Origin of the sequence: Sinomonas sp. P10A9, from assembly GCF_041022165.1 — a bacterium.
Taxonomy (GTDB): domain Bacteria; phylum Actinomycetota; class Actinomycetes; order Actinomycetales; family Micrococcaceae; genus Sinomonas; species Sinomonas puerhi.
In genome coordinates this window covers 1,935,626-1,956,774 of record NZ_CP163302.1, presented here as the reverse complement: position 1 = coordinate 1,956,774, position 21,149 = coordinate 1,935,626, and the positions used below count along the sequence as shown (strand labels likewise).

Below are 21,149 nucleotides of genomic sequence, written 5' to 3'. Positions count from 1 at the left end.
AAATTGTATGGCCGTCCCGTGCTGGGCTGAATGGCCCGCCGGACTTGCGACTATACGATCGTGCCCATCCCTTGGTTGGCGCGGGAGGGCATTCTGGTCCACATCGTTGTGGTGCGAGCCGCCTGGGCGGTGGCCCGGGCAAGGAGCGGCCGCGGCTCCCCCTGCCGTGCGGCCGTTCGGCGGTCTCAGCACTCCGGTGCGGCCTTTGATGCGGGCCGCGGAGTGTGATCGCCGTCTCGACTGGGGCAAGATTACCACGCCGCCACATGGCGAGACTTAGGCGTCCGAATACCGGACGTCATGTGACTCCTGGCGGAGCCATGTGTGAAGAAAAGGTCAGTCAGCCCGGCCGTGATGTGACGGGTCCTTCGCGGGCTTCGGCGCATCCGTCAGGGGCTTCGGCGCATCCGTCGAGGTACTCGAAGCGTCCGCCTCAACCCCCTCGTCCGCCTCAGCGCCGCCCTCCGCCTCAGCGCCGCCCTCCGGAGCGGTGCCGTCTGCAGACTGGTCGCCCCCGCTCACGTCGACCTCGTTGGCAGGGCCGCGGCCCGGCAGCCAGACGATATCGCTCTCTCGGCTGCGTCGCAGCGTGAGAGCGACCAGGACGACGAGCGCGCCGACGAACACGAGGATGGACGTCCACACATTCAGGCGTGCGGTCACCCCCGCGATCGTGATCATCTGGGCATCATCGATACGCAGGGCTTCGATCCACACGCGCCCCAACGTGTAGTACACGGCGTACAGCCAGAACAGGCGTCCCCCGCGGAATCGGAATCGGCGGTCGAGGAGGAGCAGGATGATGACGCCGACAGCGTTCCACACCATCTCATAGAGGAACGTCGGGTGGAAGAGAGTACCGGGCGCATACCCAGCGGGGAAGTTCGGGCTCCCGGGGTCGACCTCAAGTCCCCACGGCAGGGTCGTGGGGCCGCCGAAGAGCTCTTGGTTGAAGTAGTTGCCCCAACGGCCGATGGCCTGGGCCAGAAGCAGTCCCGGGGCCGCGGCGTCCATGAAGGCCGTGAGGCGGACTCCCGCGCGGCGGCAGCCGATCCATGCGCCCGCGGCTCCGAGCACGACGGCGCCCCAGATGCCGAGGCCGCCTTCCCAAATGCGGGGGATCGCACTCAGATCGCCCGTCCCGTTGTAGCCCGGGCCGAAGTACCGGTCCGGCGAGGTGAACACGTGGTAGAGCCGGCCGCCGATGATTCCGGCGGGAATCGCCCAGATGGCGATGTCCCAGATCGCGTCGGTGTTGCCGCCGCGGGCCTTCCAGCGCCGCGCCGTGAGCCACAGCGCCACGACGATGCCCGCGAGGATGCAGAGCGCGTAGGCATGGATCCGCAGAGTGCCCCAAGGCAACGGGATGTCGAAGCCGGACCAGACGGGGCTCGGGATCGCCATCGTCGCCGACACACCGGCCACGAACGTCAGAGCCATGGTGCTCAGGCCCCGGCCGCCGTCGTGCGCTTGAGGCCGGAGCTGAGTTCCGCGGCCAACCGGCCGACAGCCTCGGGACCCCCCTCACGCAGGGCGCTCACGATGGCCGTTCCGACGATGACGCCGTCGGCGTAGGACCCGATCTCGCGAACATGTTCTGAGGTCGATACGCCGAGCCCCACGCACACCCGGGGGGCGCCTGCGGCACGGGCCGCCTCGACCACGTGGCGCGCCGCGGAGTCCACCGCGGTGCGGGCACCCGTGACCCCCATGAGGGACACGGCGTACGTGAAGCCGCGCGTCGCGGCGACGGTCATTGCCACGCGCTCGGGGGAAGAGGAAGGCGCGACCAGGAACACCCGGTCAAGGCCGTACTTGTCCGACGCCTCGAACCACTCGGCCGCCTCGTCCGGGACCAGGTCCGGGGTGATGAGGCCGGAGCCGCCCGCCTCGACGAGCCGCCGCGAGAACTCGTCGACGCCCATCCGCATGACGGGGTTCCAGTACGTCATGACGAGCACGGCGGTTCCGAGGTCGGCCGTGGCATCCGTGACGGCCTTGACGACGTCGAAGACGCTCGCGACGCGGAAGCCCTTCGCGAGGGCCTCGGTCGTCGCTGCCTGGATGACGCTCCCGTCCATCACCGGATCAGAGTAGGGAATACCGATCTCGATGATGTCCACGCCGTTGCGGGCGAGTGCGATCGCGGCGTCGATGCTCTCCTGGACGCTCGGATAGCCCGCAGGGAGATACCCCACGAGGGCTGCGCGGGCCTCGCCCCTGGCCTTCTCGATGGCGTCGGCGACCTTGCTCACGCGATTCCCTCCTGCCACTCGTCCTGAGCTGCTTCGTTCTGGGCCTCGCCAAGCCGGGAGGAACCCTTGTGACGCCGCGTCGACAGGGTCGTGCCCTTGACCTGTCCGTTCTCATCGAGCAGGCCGAACCACTCGGCGGCTGTCTGGACATCCTTGTCGCCACGGCCCGAGAGGTTGACGATCACGATCCGCTCGTGCGGGTCACCGCCCTCAGCCGCGAGCCGCTCGCCGACCTTGACGGCGCCGGCGAGGGCGTGCGCGGACTCGATCGCCGGGATGATGCCCTCCGTGTGGCACAGGAGGCTGAACGCGTCCATGGCCTCGGTGTCCGTGATGGGCTCGTACGTGACACGGCCGATGTCGTGCAGGTAGGAATGCTCCGGCCCAACGCCCGGGTAGTCGAGGCCGGCGGAGATCGAGTGGGACTCGACCGTCTGTCCGTCCTCGTCCTGCATGAGGTAGGAGCGCGCCCCGTGCAGCACGCCGGGGCGCCCCAGGGTGATGGTCGCCGCGTGGCGGGCGGTCTCGACGCCTTCGCCACCCGCCTCGAATCCGTAGATCTTGACCGACGGATCATCCAGGAACCCATGGAAGATCCCAATGGCATTGGACCCACCGCCGATGCACGCGCACACAGCGTCGGGCAGGCGTCCGGTCTGGGCGAGGATCTGCTCGCGTGCCTCCTCGCCGATCACCTCGTGGAAGAAGCGCACCATGGCGGGGAAGGGGTGGGCCCCGGCCGCAGTGCCGAGGACGTAATGGGTGGTCTCGACGTTCGCGACCCAGTCGCGGAGGGCGTCGTTGATGGCGTCCTTGAGGGTCTGGGATCCGTTCGTGACAGGCACGACGGTAGCGCCGAGCAGTTGCATACGGGCCACATTGAGGGCCTGCCGGCGGCAGTCCTCGGCTCCCATGTACACGATGCACTCCATGCCGAACAGGGCCGCGGCGGTCGCGGTCGCAACGCCGTGCTGGCCGGCCCCGGTCTCCGCGATGAGCCTTGACTTGCCCATCCGGCGGGCCAGGAGCGCCTGCCCGATGACGTTGTTGATCTTGTGCGAGCCCGTGTGGTTCAGGTCTTCACGCTTGAGGAAGACGCGGACGCCACCGGCATGCTGCGAGAAGCGCTTGGCCTCTGTCAGGAGCGACGGCCGGCCTGCGTAGGAGCGGTTCAGCTCCGCAATCTCGGCCAGGAACTCGGGATCGACCTTGGCCTTCTCAAAGGTGTCCTCGAGCTCGTCGAGCGCCGCGATCAGCGATTCCGGCATCCATCGGCCGCCGTAGGCACCGAAGTAGGGCCCTGGTGCGTGTCGCAGGTGCCCCGAGAGGAAGGCCGCCGTGGCGGATGCCTCGGCGGTAGCCTGAGCCGCATCCCCGGCTGCGTGGCTTCCGGTCGAGGCATCCCCGGTTGTGGGGTCGCCGCCCGATGTCTCCCCGGCGCCCGGGGTGCCTGCTGGCGTGTTCTCGTCCACCAGTCCTACCTTCCTTGCGGCGCCTGCTGGGCCGACGCCGTGTGCTCTAGTGCGCTGTCGTCTGCTGCGCTGCGATGCGTGCGGCGATCGCTGCCGCACCTGCTCTCTTGAATTCCTGAACTCTGGCCACCGGGTCGCCGTGGGTCACGAGTGCCTCACCGACGAGGACGGCACCTGCGCCGAGCCCCGCATAGTACGCGATGTCTTCAGGCCCGCGCACACCGGACTCGGCGACGGCAACGGCGCCTTCCGGGAGCCGGCCCGCGAGACGGGCGAAGACCGCGCGGTCGACGTCGAGCGTCTTGAGGTTGCGCACGTTGACGCCCACGATCCGGGCGCCGACGGCTGCAGCCCGATCAATCTCCTCCTCAGTGTGGGTCTCGACGAGCGCGTTCATGCCCAGTGAATGGGTGAGATCGAGGAGCCCGCGCAACCGCGCGTCGTCGAGCGCGGCGACGATGAGGAGAACAAGGTCGGCGCCGTGTGCACGGGCCTCGTGCACCTGGTACTCCTCGACCGTGAAGTCCTTGCGGAGCACCGGTATGCCGACGGCGGCCCGCACCGCATCGAGGTCGGCGAGAGTACCGTTGAAGCGCCGCTGCTCGGTGAGCACACTGATCACCGACGCGCCGCCCTGCTCGTACTGGGCCGCGAGTGACGCCGGATCCGCGATCTCGGCAAGTGCGCCCTTCGAGGGACTTTTGCGCTTGACCTCCGCGATGATCCGCAGGTCTCCGGCTGGGCTGCCGCCGCCGAGCGCGGCCCAGGCGTCGAGCGCAGCAGGACGCGCGGCGGCGGCCGCCTCGACCTCCGACGCCGGTACCGCAAGGACCCGCTCTGCGAGGTCCTCGCGGACACCGACGATGATGTCGTCGAGGACCGTAGGCATCAGTGCTGGTTCTTGAGCTTGCTGCCGCCGACTCCGTAGCCTGCCCGGCGCATCGCCCAGCCGACGACGAGGCCGATCGCGATCACGACGATGCCTGCCCAGAAGACGGGGGTGTTCGCGATCGCGAAGGCGATGCAGGAGACGATCGAGCCGAGCATCATGATGAAGACACACGTCCAGGCGGCGGGGCTGTTCCCGTGCCCGAGGTCTTCACCGTGCATGACCTCGTTGGTCCCGGCCTGCGAACTGCGCGTGTTGCTCATCTCTACTCCTGACGTTGCGTGTCTAGTGTCATTCTGCCATCTTCGGGCAAGGGTGAAGGCCACCCCGGGCGGGTCAGTCGGTGGGGTCCTCGCCGCGGGAAAGCTGGTCCCAGCCGTCGATTCCGTCGACCGCTCCGGCACCGCGCTCCGGGCCCCCCGCCTGACTGCCGGTGCCTGCCGGAGCCCCTGCCGACGGTGCGTGCCCCGACACGCCCGGCCGGGCGGCGTCGTACTTGGTCCGCAGTGACCAGAAGCGCGAGGCGACGATCAGGAGCACGCCGGACGCAGCGAGGAGCGCCCCCGCGACAGCGGCGAGCATCGGATACGGGGTGAGGGTGACGGAAGCCGATGCTCCCGCAAGGCCCGTCGTCTGGGCGATCGCCCCCTCGGCCGAGCCACGCGGATCCGCGAGGACTGACGCGCAGGCCGCCGCGACACCCATCCCGGCAAGCACGACGACGACCGCCGCCACCGCACGCCCGACCCGTCCGGCGACTGCCGCGGCGAGCGTCCCGGCCAGGCCCACAAGGGCGAGGGCAGAGACCGACGTCGCGGCCTTGCTGCCCTGGACGGTCAGATGTGCGGTGCGGACCGCAGATCCTTGGACCTCGGCATCCAGCCAGGTCTGGGTCGTCGCGCCGAAGGCGAGCAGTGCGAAGGCAACCGCGACGATCACCACGATCGATTTGCGGGCCCACCGGGGCACCCCACGACGCGTTGCGTCCGGTCCACGGCCTGGGGCGTCAGCCACGTGCGACCCCGGTCTTCCCGGCAGCTGCGTCGGGGCCGCCTTCTGACCCGGAATCAACGCGGGCACCGGCGATGGTCTCGGCCGGGCGGAGCGCCGAGGCCGTGTGGACGGCGCGCAGCGGGGCGGCCGCCTTGTTGACCGACTCCTGAGCCTCGGCCGCCGGGTCAGAGTCGGCTACTATGCCCCCGCCGGACTGAACGTAGGCCCGACCCTCGCGCAGGAGGGCGGTCCGGATCGCGATGGCCATGTCCAAGTCGCCCGCGAAATCGAAGTACCCGACCACGCCGCCGTAGACACCGCGGCGCACGGGCTCGACCTCGTCGAGGAGTCGCAGTGCGCGGGGCTTGGGCGCCCCCGAGAGGGTGCCGGCGGGGAACGTCGCGGCCAGGACGTCGTAGGCCGTCGCGTCGGGGCGCAGCTTGCCGTCAACGGTGGAGACGAGGTGCATGATGTGGCTGAACCGCTCCACCTCCATGAACTCGCTCACCTCGACGGTGCCGGGCCGGCATACCTTGGAGAGGTCATTGCGCGCCAGATCGACGAGCATGAGGTGCTCGGCGCGCTCCTTCTCGTCCGCGAGGAGCTCATCGGAGAAGGCCTTGTCCGCCTCGACCGTGGCTCCGCGCGGCCGGGAGCCGGCGATGGGGTGGGTCACGACCTGCTCCCCTGTCACCGTCACGAGCGCCTCGGGCGACGACCCGACGATCGAGTACTCCCGTCCCTCTGGATCCTCGAGCGTCAGCAGGTACATATACGGGCTCGGATTCATCTTCCGCAGGACGCGGTACACATCCAACGGCGCGGCGTCATACTCGAGCTCGAAGCGGCGCGAGATGACCACCTGGAACACCTCGCCGTCGTAGATAGCCTGCTTGCCGCGGGCGATCGCGTCCAGATAGCCCTGCTCCGCCCACTGGTGGATGACCTTGTCCTGATAGTCCCCCACGGGGCTCAGGACGCTCAGGGCAGCGGGGGCCGGGCGGAGCAGGGCCGCGAGCATGTGCTGGAGCCTGGCCACGGCGTCGCGCCAGGCCTCGTCGACGCGCTCATCGCTGTTGTCGAAGTTGATCGCGTTGGCCACGAGGGTCACCGTGCCGTCGACGTTGTCGTGGACCGCAAGGTCCGTGACGAGGTTCATGGCGAGCTCAGGGAGGTCCAGATCGTCCTCCGGCGGGGTGAGGAGCTTCTCCCAGCGGCGCACAGCCTCCCAGCCGACGAACCCGACCATGCCGGAGGTCAGCGGCGGCAGCCCATCGAAGCGCTCGGTGCGCAGCGCCGCGACGGTGTCCCGGAGGGCCTCGAGCGGGTTCCCCGCGGTAGGAACGCCGACAGGGGGCTCGCCGATCCAGTGTGCCTCTCCGCGGCGGCTCGTGAGGGTAGCGCGGGATGCGGCGCCGATGAACGAGTAGCGAGACCACGAGCCGCCGACGGCCGCGGACTCGAACAGGAACGTCCCGGGCCTGCCGTCCGCGAGCTTGCGGTACAGGCCGATGGGGGTCTCGGCGTCCGCGAGCACCCGCACATGGACGGGGACAACTCGACGGTGGGCGGCAACGTCGCGGAATTCCTCGAGCGTCGGGCTGATGACTCCAAGGTCGTTCATGGGGTGCGGTACCGCTTTCGGGCTCTGCGCCTGTTCAGCGCTTCAGGAAGGAAGGTCTGGGTTCAGGCCGCGGGGTCAGCGGCGGCGTGGCCGACGACGGCGTCGAGACGCCTCCCATCGAAGCACGTCCGCGTCCCCGTGTGGCAGGCCGCGCCGATCTGGTCGACCCGCACGAGGAGGGCATCGCCGTCGCAGTCGAGATCGACCGACTTGACCCATTGGACGTGCCCCGAGGTGTCGCCCTTGCGCCAGTACTCCCGCCGGGACCGGGACCAGAACGTCACGCGCCCGGAGGTCAGGGTGCGGTGGAGGGCCTCGTCATCCATCCAGCCGACCATGAGGACCTCGTTCGTGTCGTGCTGCTGCACGACGGCGGCGACAAGGCCGGCGTCGTCCCTCTTGAGGCGCGCTGCGAGGCCGGCGGGCAAGGAACTGGCCTGCCCTTCTGCGGCCGTTGTGGCGGGTGGCGTGATCTGCTCAGACATCCCCCCAAGTCTAGTCCGCTGGCGGGGCGGCTCCGGTCCTCGCGCCGTGCCGCCCGGCGTCCCGCGGCGTCCCCCTCAGGGACGCAAGGTCACCGCGCGCTCCGGCGCGTGCTGTTCACACGCGCGCGTGCTAGGTTCGCCAGTGATGCACTTCGTAGACCCGTCGCGTGAAGTCCTGGCCGAGACGCTCCTCGCGGCCGGCCCCGATGCGCCCACCCTCTGCGAGGGGTGGAGGGCCAGGCATCTGGCCGCCCACCTCTTCCTGCGCGAGCACAGCCCCAGAGTCGGCCTTGGCCTGCTCATCAAGTCGCGGGCGGGCACGTCGGATCGCGCAACGGAGAGGCTCGCGGCCGAGCACGCCACTGCCGAGCGGTTCTCCGAACTCGTCGAATCGTTCCGTGCCGGGCCGCCGGCCTACTCGCCGCTGAAGCTCGCGGCCCTCGACGAGGCGGCCAACCTGGCCGAGTTCTTCGTCCACACGGAGGATGTGCGGCGCGCGGGCGACCGATGGGCGCCTCGAGCGCTTGACACCGCGTATGCCGACGCACTGTGGGACGAGGTGGTCCGGCGGGCGGCGTTCCTCTACCGCGGAGTGGATCTCGGCATCGTGCTCGTGAGCACCGCGGGCCCGCGGCACGTGGCCAAACGGTCGTCTGTCTCCGTCGCAATCGTCGGGGACCCGGGCGAACTGCTCCTGCATGCCTACGGCCGGACCGCGCAGTCGCTCGTGACATTCGAGGGCCAGCCCGACGCCGTCGCCCTCCTGGCAAGCGCCGACATCGGCCACTGATCCCGGTCCTCGGACCACTGGCGCCGGTGAGGGGCGAGCCGCCCGCGTGCGCGGTGGCAGGATGGAGTCATGACTGACTTCGAGCTCCGTTGGGACACCGTCGCTCCACTGTTTGCTGCCCTCGGCGAGGACCCCCACGGGTATTCGCTGCATGACGGCTCCGGCAGCGCGGACGCGACTGTCCTGGCCATCCCGACCGGAGACATTCCACAGCCGCCCAAGCTGCCGGAGGGCGGAGGCCTCGCCGAGGCGCCCCTGGGTGACTACGACGCCGTCGAGCTCACCATCTGGGGCCGCCCGGCCGCGAAGGGCCTCGTGTCGTTCGGCGACGGAGTCGCAGCGATCGGTGGTTTCGAGTTCACCGCCGACGACGCCGATGGGCGCCTCGGGGCGGCCGTCGTCTCGGCGCTGGCCGAGGAAGCATTCCTCGAGGGCGCGGAGTGGCTCGTGACGATTGTCGACGGCGATCCCGCCAGCATCCCCGCCTACCTCGAACAGGGCTGGGCCGAGGCGGCGAAGGTCAGGGCACGATAGCTGCGTCGCGCCAGCCGCCGCACCGGCTGGCGCGAGACGCCGTACCTGCCTGCCGTGGTGGCGGAACCAGCGTCAGCGGACGGCGTAGCCAGCCTCACGGATCGCGGCCTTGACCTGGCCGATCATGTCCGCGGGGCCGAAATGGAACATCGACGCGGCGAGAACGGCATCCGCCCCGGCCTCGATCGCCGGCGGGAAGTGCCCGGGCTCACCGGCACCGCCCGAAGCGATGATCGGGACCCTGACGGCCGCGCGGATCAGGCGGATCAGCTCGAGGTCGAACCCCTCCTTCGTGCCGTCCGCGTCGATCGAGTTGAGCAGGATCTCCCCCACGCCCCGATCTGCGGCCTCCTTGGCCCACGCCACGGCATCGATCCCCGTGCCCTTGCGGCCGCCGTGGGTCGTGACCTCGAAGCCCGACGGCGTCATCGTCTCGCCCTGGACCCGGCGCGCATCGACCGAGAGCACGAGCACCTGCGATCCGAAATGGCGGGTGATCTCATCGATCACGCCGGGCCGCGCAATGGCCGCCGTGTTGATCGACGCCTTGTCCGCGCCCTCACGGAGGAGGCGGTCGACGTCGTCCACTCCCCTCACGCCACCGCCGACGGTGAGCGGGATGAAGACTTCCTCGGCGGTGCGGCGCACGACGTCGAACGTGGTCTGCCGGTCTGACGAGGACGCGGTGACGTCGAGGAACGTCAGCTCGTCGGCGCCAGCGTTGTCGTAGCGGTGGGCAAGCTCGACTGGATCACCGGCGTCACGGAGGTTCAGGAAGTTCACGCCCTTGACGACGCGGCCGGCGTCGACGTCGAGGCACGGAATGACGCGGATGGCGACGGACATGCGTGTACCTCCCCTAGATGCGGCAGGCGTGGATGCTGCTGACGAGAATGGCGCGGGCGCCGAGGTCGTACAGCTCGTCCATGATCCGATTGGTCTCGCGCTTGGGGACCATAGAGCGCACGGCAACCCACTCCGAGTCGCGCAGCGGGGAGACAGTCGGGGACTCGAGGCCCGGCGTGAGCGCTGCGGCCTGCTCGACGAGGTCCTTGCGGACGTCATAGTCCATGAGGACGTACTGACGCGCCACGAGGACACCCTGGAGGCGGCGGATGAGCACCTCGATCGCCGGCAGCGTGTGGCCAGTGCGGCCGATCAGGACGGCCTCGGACTGGAGCAGCGGCTCCCCGAACACCTCCATGCCCGCGGCCTTGAGCGTGCTGCCGGTCTCGACGACGTCGGCAATCGCGTCGGCGACGCCGAGCCGCACCGAGGATTCGACGGCGCCGTCGAGCCGGACGACGCGCGACGCCTCGATCCCGCGCTCACCGAGGTAGCGGCGAACGAGTCCGTCGTAGCTCGTCGCGATGCGCTTGCCCTCGAGGTCCGCGAGGGTGGAGAACGCCCCGACGGGGGCTGCGAAGCGGAACGTCGAGGCCGCGAAGCCTAGACCGAGGAGTTCCTCGGCCTCGACCTCCGAGTCGAGGAGGAGGTCACGGCCCGTGATGCCCACATCAAGGGTTCCACGGCCCACGTAGACCGCGATGTCACGGGGACGGAGGTAGAAGAACTCGATGTCGTTGTCAGGATCGACCATGACGAGTTCGCGGCCGCCTTCGCGGCGCTGGCGGTATCCGGCCTCGGACAGCATGGAGGTCGCGGCTTCTGACAGGGATCCCTTGTTCGGGACGGCTACACGGAGCATGAGGGCTTTCTCTGGTCTTGGTGCGGTACTGGCTGTTGCTGCCACTGGCTTCTCTCTCGCCGCGGCGCCCGTGGGCGCGCGCGGCTAGAGGTGCCTGTACACGTCCGCGAGCGACATGCCCTTCGCGATCATGAGCACCTGGACGTGGTAGAGCAGCTGCGAGATCTCCTCCGCGGCCTCTTCGTCCGACTCGTACTCGGCGGCCATCCACACCTCGGCGGCCTCTTCGACGATCTTCTTGCCGATGCCGTGCACTCCGGACTCCAGTTCGGCGACGGTGCGCGAGCCGGCCGGACGGGTCTGGGCCTTCTCGCTGAGCTCGGCGAACAGTGTCTCGAAATCCTTCACGGGCTCAAGACTACTGGAGGCCGAGAGTAGGCCCGCACCGGGGCCAGCCATGTGACCGACCCCGTGTGACAAAGACGACATGCCCCGTCAGAGCGCGCGGAGGGTCGCCGCGGTGAGCAGCGCCGCCGTCGTCGCCTCGTGGCCCTTGTCCTCCTTCGAGCCCGGGAGGCCGGCGCGCTCGATCCCCTGCTCCTCGGTGTCGCACGTGAGCACGCCGAAGCCCACGGGCACGCCGGTGCGCACGCTCACGTCGGTGAGGCCCATCGTCGCGGCCTCGCACACGTACTCGAAATGCGGCGTCCCGCCACGGATGACGACGCCGAGCGCGACCACGGCGTCGTGCGTCTCGGCGAGCTTCCCGGCGGCCACCGGCAGCTCGAAGCTGCCGGGGACGCGGACGACGGTCGGCGAGGCGATTCCCGCCTCCTCCGCGGCGCGCAGGGCGCCGTCGAGGAGACCGTCCATGATCTGCGTGTGCCAGCTTGCAGCGACGACGGCGAGCCGAAGCGTTGCAAGCTCGGGGTTCTCAAGGGACAGGGTGGGGGCGCCGTAGCCGCTCATGCAGAATGGTTCCTTCGTCTGGGGTTGGGTCTTGGGGGGATGGTATCGTGGGTCGAGCGCGAGCGGGGCCAGTTGACAGGGCCAGGCGCCGTCAGTCGGCCTCGCCGATGGCCCGAAGGCCGGCCGGTTCGGCAGCGAGTTGGAGCAGGTGGTCCATGCGGTCCCTCTTGGTCTGCAGGTAGCGGAGATTCTCGACGCGCGAGGGCACCTCGGTCGGGACCATCTCGACCACGTGCACGCCGGCCTTCGCCAGACGCCGCTTCTTGTCGGGATTGTTGCTCAGAAGCCGAATGTGCGTCAGGCCCATCTCGGCGAGGATCTGGGCCGCGGCCCTGTAGGAGCGGGCATCCACCGGCAGTCCAAGCTGCTCGTTGGCCTCAACCGTGTCGAAGCCGGCCTCCTGGAGGGCATACGCCTTGATCTTGTTCGCGAGTCCGATGCCGCGGCCTTCCTGGCCGCGCAGGTACAGGAGCGTTCCGCCCTCGGCACCGATGAGCCCCAGCGCATAGGCGAGCTGCTCGCCGCAGTCGCACCGGTAGGACCCGAAGACGTCACCCGTGAGGCATTCCGAGTGCAGCCTCACGAGGGGCGCAACACCCGCCGCGGGCGGCTCGGGCGAGCTCACCGCCAGGTGCTCGGCCCCTGTCTCCTCGTCAGTCCACGCCTGGGCGACGAAATCGCCGAATGCCGTGGGCAGCTTCACGATCGGGCCCCCCGAGACCGGGTGGGGATGTTGGGGGCGCGCCGCCGGTGTCGGGGAAGGACTCTTGCTCATCGCTCTCCTCCTTGCGCGGTCCGCCTGGCGGCCACGTAGTCCACGAGGTCCTCGATCGAGATGAGCGGGCAGCCGTGCTCGTCCGCGAACCCCCGCAGCGCTGGAAGCCGCATCATCTCGCCGTCGTCATGCACCACTTCGGCGATCACCCCCACAGGGGCGAGACCTGCGAGACGGCACAGCTCCACCGCCGCCTCGGTGTGGCCCTGACGGACCAGTACACCTCCGTCAACCGCACGCAGCGGGAAAATATGCCCCGGCCGGGTGAAGTCGGAGGGAGCCGACGTGGCGTCCGCGAGGGCCGCGACGGTGTTCGCGCGGTCCGTCGCGCTGATGCCCGTGGTGATTCCCGCGCGCAGGTCGCACGAGACGGTGTAGGCGGTCCCCTTGGCGTCCTGGTTGACCTCCACCATGGGCGGGAGCTCGAGCCGTTCAGCCGTCTCCCCCGGCATGGGCACGCAGATCACGCCGGACGAGTAGCGGATGGTCCAGCCCATGAGCGCCGGGGTCGCGTGCTGGGCGGCGAAGATAATGTCGCCCTCGTTCTCGCGGTCCTCGTCGTCGACGACAAGGACCGGCCGACCGTCCCGGAGTGCATCGACGGCGGCCTGGACCGGTTCGAGCCTGATGCCGTGCAGCGTATCGGTCATCGCTGGGCCCCCTGTCCGTCGAAGGCAAGGAGGCGGGCCGTGTACTTAGCGAGCACGTCGACCTCGAGGTTCACCGCGCCGCCCAAGGGCTTCGCGCCAAGGCCGGTCTCCGCGAGGCTCGCTGGGATGAGTCCCACTTCGAACCACGGGGACTCCGCGCCGGCCTCGCTGACGGCCGTCACTGTCAGTGACACACCGTCGACCGCGATGGAGCCCTTCTCGGCGATGTACTTTGCAAGGTCCGCCGGAACGGAGAACCGCAGGCGGTTCCAGTTCTCGAGCGGCTCCCGCTCGAGAAGGGTGCCGACACCGTCGACGTGTCCCTGCACCACGTGCCCGTCGAGACGCCCGCCAGCAGGGACGCAGCGCTCGAGATTGACCTGGTCTCCGGCCTTGCGCCCACCGATCGTGGTCCGGACGAGGGACTCCCCCATGACGTCGACGGTGAACCGGTGCCCGTCATTCGTGACGGCAGTGAGGCAGCAGCCGTCGACGGCGATCGAACCGCCGAGCGGCAGGTCCCGGGCGAGCGTCGGGGCAGTGAGCGTCAGGACGGCGCTCTCGCCGCTGCTGTGGACCTCTTCGATCGTGCCGCGCTCGGCGATGATTCCGGTGAACATCAGTGGATCTCCTTGGATGACAGGGTGGTAGCCGGCGCGGCGGCCGGGAAGAGGTGGAGCCTGAGGTCGTTGCCCAGCCGCCGTACGGCGCCACCGTCCGACTCGTCCCAGTCCCAGTGCTGGGCGTCGGCGAGCGTGTGCACGCCGATGTCACTCACGGCGTTCTTGCCCGAGCCCAGGATCGTGGGGGCCTGGTAGACGATGAGCTCGTCGACGAGGCTCGCGCCGAGGAACGCGGCGATAATGCGCGCGCCGCCCTCGACCATGACGTGGCGGACGCCGAGGCTGAAGAGCGTCTCGAGCGCCTCCGCCGGGTCCTGCGTGCGCAGGTGCACGAACTTCCCGTCGGTTCCGCGGACTGCGGCGCCCTCAGGGACGTCGCGCAGTCCCATGACGGCCCGCAGCGGCTGGTGGGCCAGGAGGGAACCGTCAGTGTCCCGGGCCGTGAGCCTCGGGTTGTCCACGGCCACCGTCTGGCTGCCGACGAGAATGGCGTCGATCAGCGAGCGTGTGGCGTGATTGTCCGCAAGGGACTGCGGGCAGGTGATCCACTGGCTCGTGCCGTCCTCGGCGGCAATCCGCGAGTCGAGCGTCTGCGCGAGGTGGAGTGTCACGAAGGGGCGGCGTGACGAGACAGCGCCCAGCCACCGACGATTGAGTTCGGTCGCCTCGTCGGAGCGTACGCCCTTGACCACTTCGATGCCGGCCGCGCGGAGCGTCTCGGCACCACCGCTCGCGGCGGCGTGCGGATCGTCGATCGCGTACACGACACGGGAGACCTGTGCCGCTATGAGTGCCTGTGCGCACGGTCCGGTGCGCCCTGTGTGGTTGCAGGGCTCGAGCGTCACATACATGGTGGCGCCGGCAAGGTCTGTGCCCTCGCGCGCCGCAGTGGCGATCGCATCCGCCTCGGCGTGGGAGGTCCCGGCACCCCGGTGCCAGCCCGTCGCGAGGACCGCACCGTCGCGGCCGACGGCGACCGCTCCCACGAGCGGGTTGGCCCCCCGCACGCCGCGCGCAGCGAGGGCAAGAGCCTGGTCCATGAATGTCAGATCGGCGTCGACGACCGCAAGGGTCGTGTCCGCGGCCCTCATACGACCACCACCGCCTCATGGCGGGGCATGCCGCCAAGGGCCATCGCGAGACCGGAGTCTTTTCCGACCACCTCGCGGAGCAGCAGCTTGGATCCCCCCACGGGGATCTGCGCTGTCAAGAGCCACTGCATGAAGTCCATCGCAACCATCCTTCCCTTCACCGCAGCGGCTCCGGGGTTGCGACAGAAGCGATACGCCACATTCGGCGCACCGCGGACTGCACGTGCTTCTCCCATCCAGACTTTGACTGTCGGTGCCGGAATTCCACCGGCTCAACCAGCCTCCCGCTCTGTGACAAGCAGGATGCCGGGTCGCGGACTATCACCGCCGGTTCGGACTTTCACCGACCCCGGAGCACGTTCTTCATTGGTACAGGCGTCTGGTCAAGTGTTTAATGACAGTTCAACCAAACGGCCATCTACATTGTGCCACACGCCGCGCAGTGGTGAAGTGCGGACAGTCACAATAAGCCCCGAAGGGCGGCCTCAGGCCTTGGACGCGCTCACTGCAAGCCCGCGAAGCCGGCGAATGGCGTCCGCCGGGTCCTGCGCGCCGTAGACCGCCGAGCCCGCGACGAACACGTCGGCGCCGGCTTCCGCCGCCCGCTCGATGGTCGCAGCGGAGATGCCGCCGTCGACCTGGATGGCCACCTTCGCGTCTGAGCCGTCAACCGCGGCGCGGGCGCGCCGAATCTTCGGCAGCGTGACATCGAGGAAGGACTGCCCTCCGAACCCCGGCTCGACGGTCATGATCAGCAGCAGGTCGAGTTCGCCCAGCATGTCGAGGTAGGGCTCGACGGCGGTCGCCGGGCGCAGGGCCATTCCCGCCCTCGAGCCCCTCGCCCGCAGCTCGCGCGCGAGCTTGATGGGTGCCGTGGCAGCCTCGGCGTGGAAGGTGACAGATGCGAGGCCCAAGTCCGCGTACAGCGGTGCCCACCGGTCGGCGTCGGCAATCATCAGGTGCGCATCGAGCGGGATCGGGCTGACGGCCTGGATCCGCTCGACGATGGGGAGGCCGAGGGTGAGGTTCGGCACGAAGTGGTTGTCCATGACATCGACGTGCACGGCGTCCGCCGTGGAGATCCTCGCAAGCTCCGCCTCGAGATTGACGAAGTCGGCCGAGAGGATGCTCGGGTGGATGCAGCAGGTCACTGGGGACTCCTTCATCGACGACGGTCCGCCAGACGCGTGGCGGCCGGCAGCTTGCGGAACAGGGCCAGGAACATCGCATCGGTGGCGTGGATGTGCGGCCAGAGCTGGGCTGTGCCGTCGTGGCCGGCTCCAAGCGGGTGGAGCGCGACGGCGTCGAGGGCGGCTCCCGCGTCGAGGAGCTCGATGTCGTCGCGCCGTCTGAGGGCATCCGCGACGACCACGGTAGTCTCCGCGGGGTGGGGGGAACACGTCACGTAGCCCACCACGCCGCCGGGAGCCGTCGCATCAATCGCCGACTCGAGGAGGGCCCGCTGGAGCGGGCCGAGCTCTGCGAGGTCATTGGGCGAGCGGCGCCACCGCGACTCGGGGCGCCGGCGGAGGGCGCCTAGGCCCGTGCACGGGACGTCGGCGATCACCCGGTCGAACTGACCCGGATGCTCGGTCCCGAGGGTGCGTCCATCGCCGGTGTGGACCTCCCACGCGTCCGCGGGAACCGGGTGCAGGGCCTTGCGGACGAGCTCGGCCCGGTGCGGCAGCACCTCGTTGGCAAACAGGGTGGCGCCGCGCTCGGCTGCAAGGGCACCGAGCAGCGCGGCCTTCCCGCCTGGCCCGGCGCACAGGTCGAGCCATCGCTCGGGCCTGCGCCCGGAGTCCTGCGGGGGTTCATCCAATGGTGCGGCGGCGACAGCACGGGCCACGAGCTGCGAACCGACGTCCTGCACGCGCAGTGTCCCGTCACGTACCGCGGACCACCGTCCGAGGTCGCCTCCGCCAGACAGCGCTGACCCTTCGACGAGGTCGCCGGTGCGGGCACCCCCCTCGAGTGCTTCGTCAAGCGTCCCGATGCCCGGAAGCGCCACGAGATTGACCACGGGCGCCGCGTTGTCCGCCTCGAGCAGGTCCGAGATCTCATCCGCACCGCGGCCGTGGGCCGCGAGGGACTGCCTCAGGGCGCGCACGATCCACCCCGGGTGGGAGTACCTCAGTGCGTCCCGTTCCGTCGCATCCGGCTGCGCCGACTCGAGCTCGGCGAGCCATTCGTCGAGCTCCTTCTCGCTGACGCGCCGGAGCACGGCGTTGACCAGTGAGGCCGGACCTGCGCCCACGACGGCCCGGGTGAGCGCAACAGTCTGGTTGAGTGCGGCGTGCGGCGGGACGCGCATCCCGAGGAGCTGATGGGTACCGAGACGCAGGACGTCCAGGACGGCGGGATCGAGCTGGCCCAGCGGACGGTCGACGTTCAGGGCAAGGATCGCGTCATACGTCCCCTGGCCGCGCAGGGCTCCGTAGGCGAGCTCCGTTGCGAACCCTGCGTCCCGGCGGTCCAATCGATGATGGCGGATCCGCTGGGGCAGGACGAGGTTCGCGTAGGCGTCGTCCCGCGAGACTGCGCGCAGCACCTCGAACGCCACGAGCCGCGCCGGGTCCGCCGCGCGCGAGCGCTGGCTCGGAGCCTGCTCGCTGAAGCGGCGCGGTGCGGCCCCGCCACGGTTGCGCTCCCGGCCCTGGGCGTCCCGACGAGGGTCCCGACGGCGCTCGCCGTCGCCTCCGGACCGAGCCCTCCCCCGGTCGCGTGGTTCCCCGCGTTCGCTCATCCCAGAACCGTCCCTTCGATGTCTCCCGCTCCGCGGGCCCAATCTGACGCGGGCATCATCTTCTTCCCGGAGGGCTGGACCCGCGTGAGCTCGAGCGCGTGAGTGCCGGTTCCCACGACGACTGCCCTGCCCGCCCAGGCCAGTCTGCCCGGAGGGACACCCTGGATGTCCGGCCTGAGTCGGGGCGGCGCGAGCTTCAGCCGCGCTCCGTCAAGGAGCGTCCACGCGCCCGGCTCAGGAGTGACCCCGCGGGCACGGCGGTGCAGCGCGACCGCCGGGAGGCTCCACTCGAGTCGTCCGTCGTCGAGGGTGAGCTTCGGGGCGTACGTCGGCTCGCCGGTCTGGGGACGGGGCTCCAGGCGCCCGGCGTCAATACCCGAGATGGTCTGGGCGAGAAGTTCGGCCCCGCTCTCGGCGAGCTCGGCAAGGAGCTCACCGCTTGTGGCCTCCGGTCCTGGCGTGAGGACGAGGGTCCCGTAGACAGGTCCGGTGTCGAGGCCCTCCTCGAGCCGGAACGTGCTGGCGCCGACCACGTCATCGCCGTGGATGACGGAGTACTGGAGCGGGGCCGCTCCGCGCCATGCAGGCAGCAGCGAGAAGTGCAGGTTGATCCAGCCGTGGGCGGGCACAGCGAGGGCGGCGGGCGGAATGATCCCGCCGTACGCCACGATCGCCGCGGCGTCAGGGTTCCAGGCGGCGAGTTGTGCCGTGGCCTCGTCCGTGACGCGGCTGGCCTTGAGCAGCGGTAGGCCGAGGGCCTCGGCCCGGGCGGCGACCGGCGACGGCGTGAGGACCCGCCTGCGGCCGACTGGTGCGTCGGGCCGTGTGAGCACGCCGACGATCTCGTGGCCGGCCTCGACGAGTCGGTCCATGGACGGTACCGCCACTTGCGGCGTTCCCGCGAAGACGATCCTCATGTGCGGGCGCCTGCCCCGAATGAGGCTCCCGGTGCCACCGGCCCGGCCCCGAAGGCGGAGCCGACGTGGCCGGAGCGCTTGGCCAGGGTCGCATCGACCGTGGAGTTGTAGTTGATGGACCGCATAGACCGCAGGGCAGCCCGACGGTCTTCGCCCTCGAGCCGGTCCGGGAACAGGACGCCGTCGAGATGGTCCGTCTCGTGCTGGGCGATGCGTGCGAGCAGTCCGTCGGCCTCGAACTCGACCGGATTTCCATCGACGTCGAACCCTGCAACCTTGGCGCGCGCCCGGCGTCGGACGGGGAACGCCACGCCGGGGATGCTCAGGCACCCTTCGATCGCATCGTCCTGGAAATCCTCCGAGAGCGTCAGGACGGGATTGACCACATGACCGCGCTCGCCAGCCATCTGGTAGGTGAAGACCCGCTGGCTCACGCCCACCTGTGGGGCCGCGAGGCCTGCGCCCTCGACGTCCTCCATCGTCTCGAGCATGTCGTCGACGAGGCGCTTGAGGACGGGGCCGAAGTCCGTCACGGGCTCCGCGACCGTGCGGAGCACGGGGTCGCCGATGATCCTGATGGGCAAGACGGCCATGGCGGATGCCTTTCTCGGGCGGACTGCGTACACCAAGCACTTGTGGGTACGGGAAGAGCTGGGCACCGTGTGAATGCCCCTCAAGTCTAGGCGGGCGGGCTCACGACGCCGACGCGCCAGGGGGCGGGGGAAGCGGCAGCAAGGTGTGCCCGGCAGACGCAGCGTCAACCCGTGCCCCCCACACGCGCCGCAGCTGGCAGAAGGTCAGCCAGTGGTGCCGCCGCACGTCGGGGTTCACCCGGACGGCCGCGTACTCGGTCTCCCCCACGGCGACAGCGATGAGCAGCGGATCCTCGCCGTGGGCCCAGGGCTCCCACGTGCCGGCTTCGGCATCGACAAGGCTCTCCTCGGCCTTCATGCCCGCGACGAGCTGCATGGCGACCTTGTCGTCGAGCGCCTTGACTCGGCCGTCGCGCGAGGTTCCCTTCGTCTTGTAGTCCACGAGGCACACGCGGCCGTTGATCCGTGCCACAAGATCGAGGGTGCCCGCATAGCCGAGGGTGTGATTCCATACCGTGAGCTCCGCCGCGAGGGGCTCGACCTCGAACGTCTCCCACCAGCGGTCCATGCTCTCAGCAAACCCCTCCTCCCCATGCTCCCGGAGCGCTCCCCGCGTCTCCTCGACGCGATGTTGGCGCCCGAGCGCGCGCAGGGCAAGCTGCTCGCCATAGGAATGGACCCGGTCCCCGCGCTCGGCCGCGGAGCGTGCATAAGCCTCGGAGGCATCCACTGCGGTCCGCACGAGCCGGCGCATCTGCGCGGGGTCCGCGAGCACATCCCGGAGGTCGGGATGGTCCGCGACGTGCTTCGCCGCCATATAGCTGCGCCAGCCGTCGAGTTCGACTGGCTGCTGTGCGATGACCGTGGTGATTGACGGCACGGTGGGCGGTTCATGGGACGAACGCCGGTACATGCGTCCGAACCCGTCAGGGGAGGCTACTGCGAGTTCCGGGGCTGTCATGCGGCCACCCTTTCACGACGGTCCGACAGTCTACGGACGAGCACGCTAGACGCCGGAGTCCTGGCCTGCCGGCGCGGCCCGGCGGGCCTGGGAAAAGCAACAGGACCCCCGGACGCGGTCCGGGGGTCCTGAACGTGGGCGATACTGGGTTCGAACCAGTGACCTCTTCGGTGTGAACGAAGCGCGCTACCACTGCGCCAATCGCCCGCTGCCACCAGCACGGTCCTACCGGCCTGCGGCGCTATCCGACTCTAGCCCAGAAGCGCCCCGGCCGCCAAATCCCGAGGGCGCATCGCGACCTTCCAGAAGGGGCCGCGCGGATTTGTGCATTGCCTAGCGGTCCGATAAAGTCGTTACTCGTTGAAGCGCGCCTTGGAGCCGGAAAAGAGATCCCCTGGGAGTCTCTTCTGGCCGAGCGCACTGGAACACCCTGCGGACGTAGCTCAGTTGGTAGAGCACCACCTTGCCAAGGTGGATGTCGCGAGTTCGAGTCTCGTCGTCCGCTCGCAGGACACTGTCGAAGCATCTTCGTGATGCCTACACGGTGGGGTGGCCGAGAGGCGAGGCAGCGGCCTGCAAAGCCGTATACGCGGGTTCGAATCCCGTCCCCACCTCGGTGGACAACCTGCTTCCTCACGGGAGTGAGGGCGATTGGCGCAGCGGTAGCGCGCTTCCCTGACACGGAAGAGGTCACTGGTTCGATCCCAGTATCGCCCACGGAGGAGCCCTGCGCTCCCCCTGCGGACGTAGCTCAGTTGGTAGAGCACCACCTTGCCAAGGTGGATGTCGCGAGTTCGAGTCTCGTCGTCCGCTCAGGAACCTCACAATTGAACACGGGCGATTGGCGCAGCGGTAGCGCGCTTCCCTGACACGGAAGAGGTCACTGGTTCGATCCCAGTATCGCCCACGGAGGAGCCCTGCGCTCCCCCTGCGGACGTAGCTCAGTTGGTAGAGCACCACCTTGCCAAGGTGGATGTCGCGAGTTCGAGTCTCGTCGTCCGCTCAGGAACCTCACAATTGAACACGGGCGATTGGCGCAGCGGTAGCGCGCTTCCCTGACACGGAAGAGGTCACTGGTTCGATCCCAGTATCGCCCACGGACCCAACGGCGACGAAACTCGCGTCATACCCGCC

24 protein-coding genes, 8 tRNA genes and 1 riboswitch are annotated in these 21,149 nt (G+C 69.5%); of the genes, 9 read left to right on the top strand and 23 right to left on the bottom strand.

Annotated elements, in window-relative coordinates; translation table 11 throughout:
* Positions 1 to 336: 336 nt before the first annotated feature.
* From lgt to hisI, 8 genes are all read right to left on the bottom strand, one after another.
* Positions 337 to 1,440, bottom strand: coding sequence for a prolipoprotein diacylglyceryl transferase (gene lgt / locus AB5L97_RS08920; protein ID WP_369047233.1), 1,104 nt, complete (start codon positions 1,438 to 1,440; stop codon positions 337 to 339).
* Positions 1,441 to 1,445: 5 nt separating this feature from the next.
* Positions 1,446 to 2,255, bottom strand: a complete 810-nt coding sequence (gene trpA / locus AB5L97_RS08915) for a tryptophan synthase subunit alpha (protein WP_369047232.1) — start codon at positions 2,253 to 2,255, stop codon at positions 1,446 to 1,448.
* Positions 2,252 to 3,571: a tryptophan synthase subunit beta gene (trpB, locus tag AB5L97_RS08910; protein ID WP_369047395.1), complete on the bottom strand. Its 1,320-nt coding sequence runs from the start codon at positions 3,569 to 3,571 to the stop codon at positions 2,252 to 2,254. Before trpB ends, trpA begins: the two co-directional genes overlap by 4 nt.
* 202 nt (positions 3,572 to 3,773) lie before the next feature.
* A complete protein-coding gene (trpC, locus tag AB5L97_RS08905) occupies positions 3,774 to 4,616 on the bottom strand; it encodes an indole-3-glycerol phosphate synthase TrpC (RefSeq protein ID WP_369047231.1) in 843 nt (280 codons plus the stop codon).
* Positions 4,616 to 4,879 (bottom strand): HGxxPAAW family protein, encoded by a 264-nt coding sequence (locus AB5L97_RS08900; protein WP_307956508.1) that lies wholly within the window; start codon positions 4,877 to 4,879, stop codon positions 4,616 to 4,618. The genes trpC and AB5L97_RS08900 overlap by 1 nt, the downstream gene beginning before the upstream one ends.
* A gap of 73 nt (positions 4,880 to 4,952) precedes the next feature.
* On the bottom strand, positions 4,953 to 5,630 hold the full coding sequence (locus AB5L97_RS08895) for a Trp biosynthesis-associated membrane protein (protein ID WP_369047230.1): 678 nt from the start codon (positions 5,628 to 5,630) through the stop codon (positions 4,953 to 4,955).
* On the bottom strand, positions 5,623 to 7,233 hold the full coding sequence (locus tag AB5L97_RS08890; protein WP_369047229.1) for an anthranilate synthase component I: 1,611 nt from the start codon (positions 7,231 to 7,233) through the stop codon (positions 5,623 to 5,625). The genes AB5L97_RS08895 and AB5L97_RS08890 overlap by 8 nt, the downstream gene beginning before the upstream one ends.
* A gap of 62 nt (positions 7,234 to 7,295) precedes the next feature.
* On the bottom strand, positions 7,296 to 7,718 hold the full coding sequence (gene hisI, locus AB5L97_RS08885; protein ID WP_369047228.1) for a phosphoribosyl-AMP cyclohydrolase: 423 nt from the start codon (positions 7,716 to 7,718) through the stop codon (positions 7,296 to 7,298).
* A 145-nt stretch (positions 7,719 to 7,863) separates the two neighbouring features.
* On the opposite strand from hisI, the gene AB5L97_RS08880 reads away from it, so the two are divergent.
* The gene (locus AB5L97_RS08880; RefSeq protein ID WP_307956728.1) at positions 7,864 to 8,508 is read left to right on the top strand and encodes a TIGR03085 family metal-binding protein; all 645 of its coding nucleotides are present in this window, start codon (positions 7,864 to 7,866) and stop codon (positions 8,506 to 8,508) included.
* Positions 8,509 to 8,577: 69 nt separating this feature from the next.
* Positions 8,578 to 9,042 (top strand): hypothetical protein, encoded by a 465-nt coding sequence (locus tag AB5L97_RS08875; RefSeq protein ID WP_307956512.1) that lies wholly within the window; start codon positions 8,578 to 8,580, stop codon positions 9,040 to 9,042.
* Positions 9,043 to 9,114: 72 nt separating this feature from the next.
* Here AB5L97_RS08875 and hisF read toward each other — a convergent pair whose 3' ends face one another.
* From hisF to AB5L97_RS08800, 15 genes are all read right to left on the bottom strand, one after another.
* A complete protein-coding gene (hisF, locus tag AB5L97_RS08870; protein WP_307956513.1) occupies positions 9,115 to 9,888 on the bottom strand; it encodes an imidazole glycerol phosphate synthase subunit HisF in 774 nt (257 codons plus the stop codon).
* 13 nt (positions 9,889 to 9,901) lie between these two features.
* Positions 9,902 to 10,750, bottom strand: a complete 849-nt coding sequence (hisG, locus tag AB5L97_RS08865; RefSeq protein WP_307956514.1) for an ATP phosphoribosyltransferase — start codon at positions 10,748 to 10,750, stop codon at positions 9,902 to 9,904.
* 84 nt (positions 10,751 to 10,834) lie between these two features.
* Positions 10,835 to 11,098, bottom strand: a complete 264-nt coding sequence (locus AB5L97_RS08860; RefSeq protein ID WP_307956515.1) for a phosphoribosyl-ATP diphosphatase — start codon at positions 11,096 to 11,098, stop codon at positions 10,835 to 10,837.
* A gap of 87 nt (positions 11,099 to 11,185) precedes the next feature.
* Positions 11,186 to 11,659 carry a 6,7-dimethyl-8-ribityllumazine synthase gene (ribH, locus tag AB5L97_RS08855; protein WP_369047227.1) on the bottom strand — a complete coding sequence of 158 codons (474 nt, stop codon included), beginning with the start codon at positions 11,657 to 11,659 and terminating at the stop codon, positions 11,186 to 11,188.
* A gap of 91 nt (positions 11,660 to 11,750) precedes the next feature.
* The gene (ribA, locus tag AB5L97_RS08850) at positions 11,751 to 12,434 is read right to left on the bottom strand and encodes a GTP cyclohydrolase II (RefSeq protein ID WP_369047226.1); all 684 of its coding nucleotides are present in this window, start codon (positions 12,432 to 12,434) and stop codon (positions 11,751 to 11,753) included.
* Entirely contained in the window at positions 12,431 to 13,084 is a 654-nt protein-coding gene (gene ribB / locus AB5L97_RS08845; RefSeq protein ID WP_307956518.1) for a 3,4-dihydroxy-2-butanone-4-phosphate synthase, read from the bottom strand. The genes ribA and ribB overlap by 4 nt, the downstream gene beginning before the upstream one ends.
* Entirely contained in the window at positions 13,081 to 13,704 is a 624-nt protein-coding gene (locus AB5L97_RS08840) for a riboflavin synthase (RefSeq protein ID WP_369047225.1), read from the bottom strand. The genes ribB and AB5L97_RS08840 overlap by 4 nt, the downstream gene beginning before the upstream one ends.
* The gene (ribD, locus tag AB5L97_RS08835; RefSeq protein ID WP_369047224.1) at positions 13,704 to 14,798 is read right to left on the bottom strand and encodes a bifunctional diaminohydroxyphosphoribosylaminopyrimidine deaminase/5-amino-6-(5-phosphoribosylamino)uracil reductase RibD; all 1,095 of its coding nucleotides are present in this window, start codon (positions 14,796 to 14,798) and stop codon (positions 13,704 to 13,706) included. The genes AB5L97_RS08840 and ribD overlap by 1 nt, the downstream gene beginning before the upstream one ends.
* The gene (locus tag AB5L97_RS08830) at positions 14,795 to 14,938 is read right to left on the bottom strand and encodes a hypothetical protein (RefSeq protein WP_369047223.1); all 144 of its coding nucleotides are present in this window, start codon (positions 14,936 to 14,938) and stop codon (positions 14,795 to 14,797) included. The genes ribD and AB5L97_RS08830 overlap by 4 nt, the downstream gene beginning before the upstream one ends.
* Before the next feature lie 80 nt (positions 14,939 to 15,018).
* Positions 15,019 to 15,159: riboswitch (FMN riboswitch) on the bottom strand.
* A 124-nt stretch (positions 15,160 to 15,283) separates the two neighbouring features.
* Positions 15,284 to 15,964: a ribulose-phosphate 3-epimerase gene (gene rpe / locus AB5L97_RS08825; protein ID WP_369047222.1), complete on the bottom strand. Its 681-nt coding sequence runs from the start codon at positions 15,962 to 15,964 to the stop codon at positions 15,284 to 15,286.
* Complete coding sequence (locus AB5L97_RS08820) at positions 15,961 to 17,544, bottom strand: RsmB/NOP family class I SAM-dependent RNA methyltransferase (RefSeq protein ID WP_369047221.1); 1,584 nt, start codon at positions 17,542 to 17,544, stop codon at positions 15,961 to 15,963. The genes rpe and AB5L97_RS08820 overlap by 4 nt, the downstream gene beginning before the upstream one ends.
* Positions 17,541 to 18,461 carry a methionyl-tRNA formyltransferase gene (gene fmt / locus AB5L97_RS08815; protein WP_369047220.1) on the bottom strand — a complete coding sequence of 307 codons (921 nt, stop codon included), beginning with the start codon at positions 18,459 to 18,461 and terminating at the stop codon, positions 17,541 to 17,543. Before fmt ends, AB5L97_RS08820 begins: the two co-directional genes overlap by 4 nt.
* Positions 18,458 to 19,054 (bottom strand): peptide deformylase, encoded by a 597-nt coding sequence (def, locus tag AB5L97_RS08810; RefSeq protein ID WP_369047219.1) that lies wholly within the window; start codon positions 19,052 to 19,054, stop codon positions 18,458 to 18,460. Before def ends, fmt begins: the two co-directional genes overlap by 4 nt.
* A gap of 100 nt (positions 19,055 to 19,154) precedes the next feature.
* On the bottom strand, positions 19,155 to 20,015 hold the full coding sequence (locus AB5L97_RS08805) for a cytochrome (RefSeq protein ID WP_369047218.1): 861 nt from the start codon (positions 20,013 to 20,015) through the stop codon (positions 19,155 to 19,157).
* Between the two features lie 135 nt (positions 20,016 to 20,150).
* Positions 20,151 to 20,222, bottom strand: a tRNA-Val gene (locus tag AB5L97_RS08800).
* A 225-nt stretch (positions 20,223 to 20,447) separates the two neighbouring features.
* On the opposite strand from AB5L97_RS08800, the gene AB5L97_RS08795 reads away from it, so the two are divergent.
* The 7 genes from AB5L97_RS08795 (at position 20,448) to AB5L97_RS08765 (ending at position 21,112) form a co-directional block, all read left to right on the top strand.
* Positions 20,448 to 20,520, top strand: a tRNA-Gly gene (locus AB5L97_RS08795).
* A gap of 38 nt (positions 20,521 to 20,558) precedes the next feature.
* Positions 20,559 to 20,629 (top strand) — tRNA-Cys (locus tag AB5L97_RS08790).
* Between the two features lie 31 nt (positions 20,630 to 20,660).
* Positions 20,661 to 20,732 (top strand) — tRNA-Val (locus tag AB5L97_RS08785).
* Between the two features lie 23 nt (positions 20,733 to 20,755).
* A tRNA-Gly gene (locus AB5L97_RS08780) sits at positions 20,756 to 20,828 on the top strand.
* 22 nt (positions 20,829 to 20,850) lie between these two features.
* A tRNA-Val gene (locus AB5L97_RS08775) sits at positions 20,851 to 20,922 on the top strand.
* Between the two features lie 23 nt (positions 20,923 to 20,945).
* Positions 20,946 to 21,018, top strand: a tRNA-Gly gene (locus tag AB5L97_RS08770).
* 22 nt (positions 21,019 to 21,040) lie between these two features.
* A tRNA-Val gene (locus tag AB5L97_RS08765) sits at positions 21,041 to 21,112 on the top strand.
* The last annotated feature ends 37 nt before the right edge of the window (positions 21,113 to 21,149 follow it).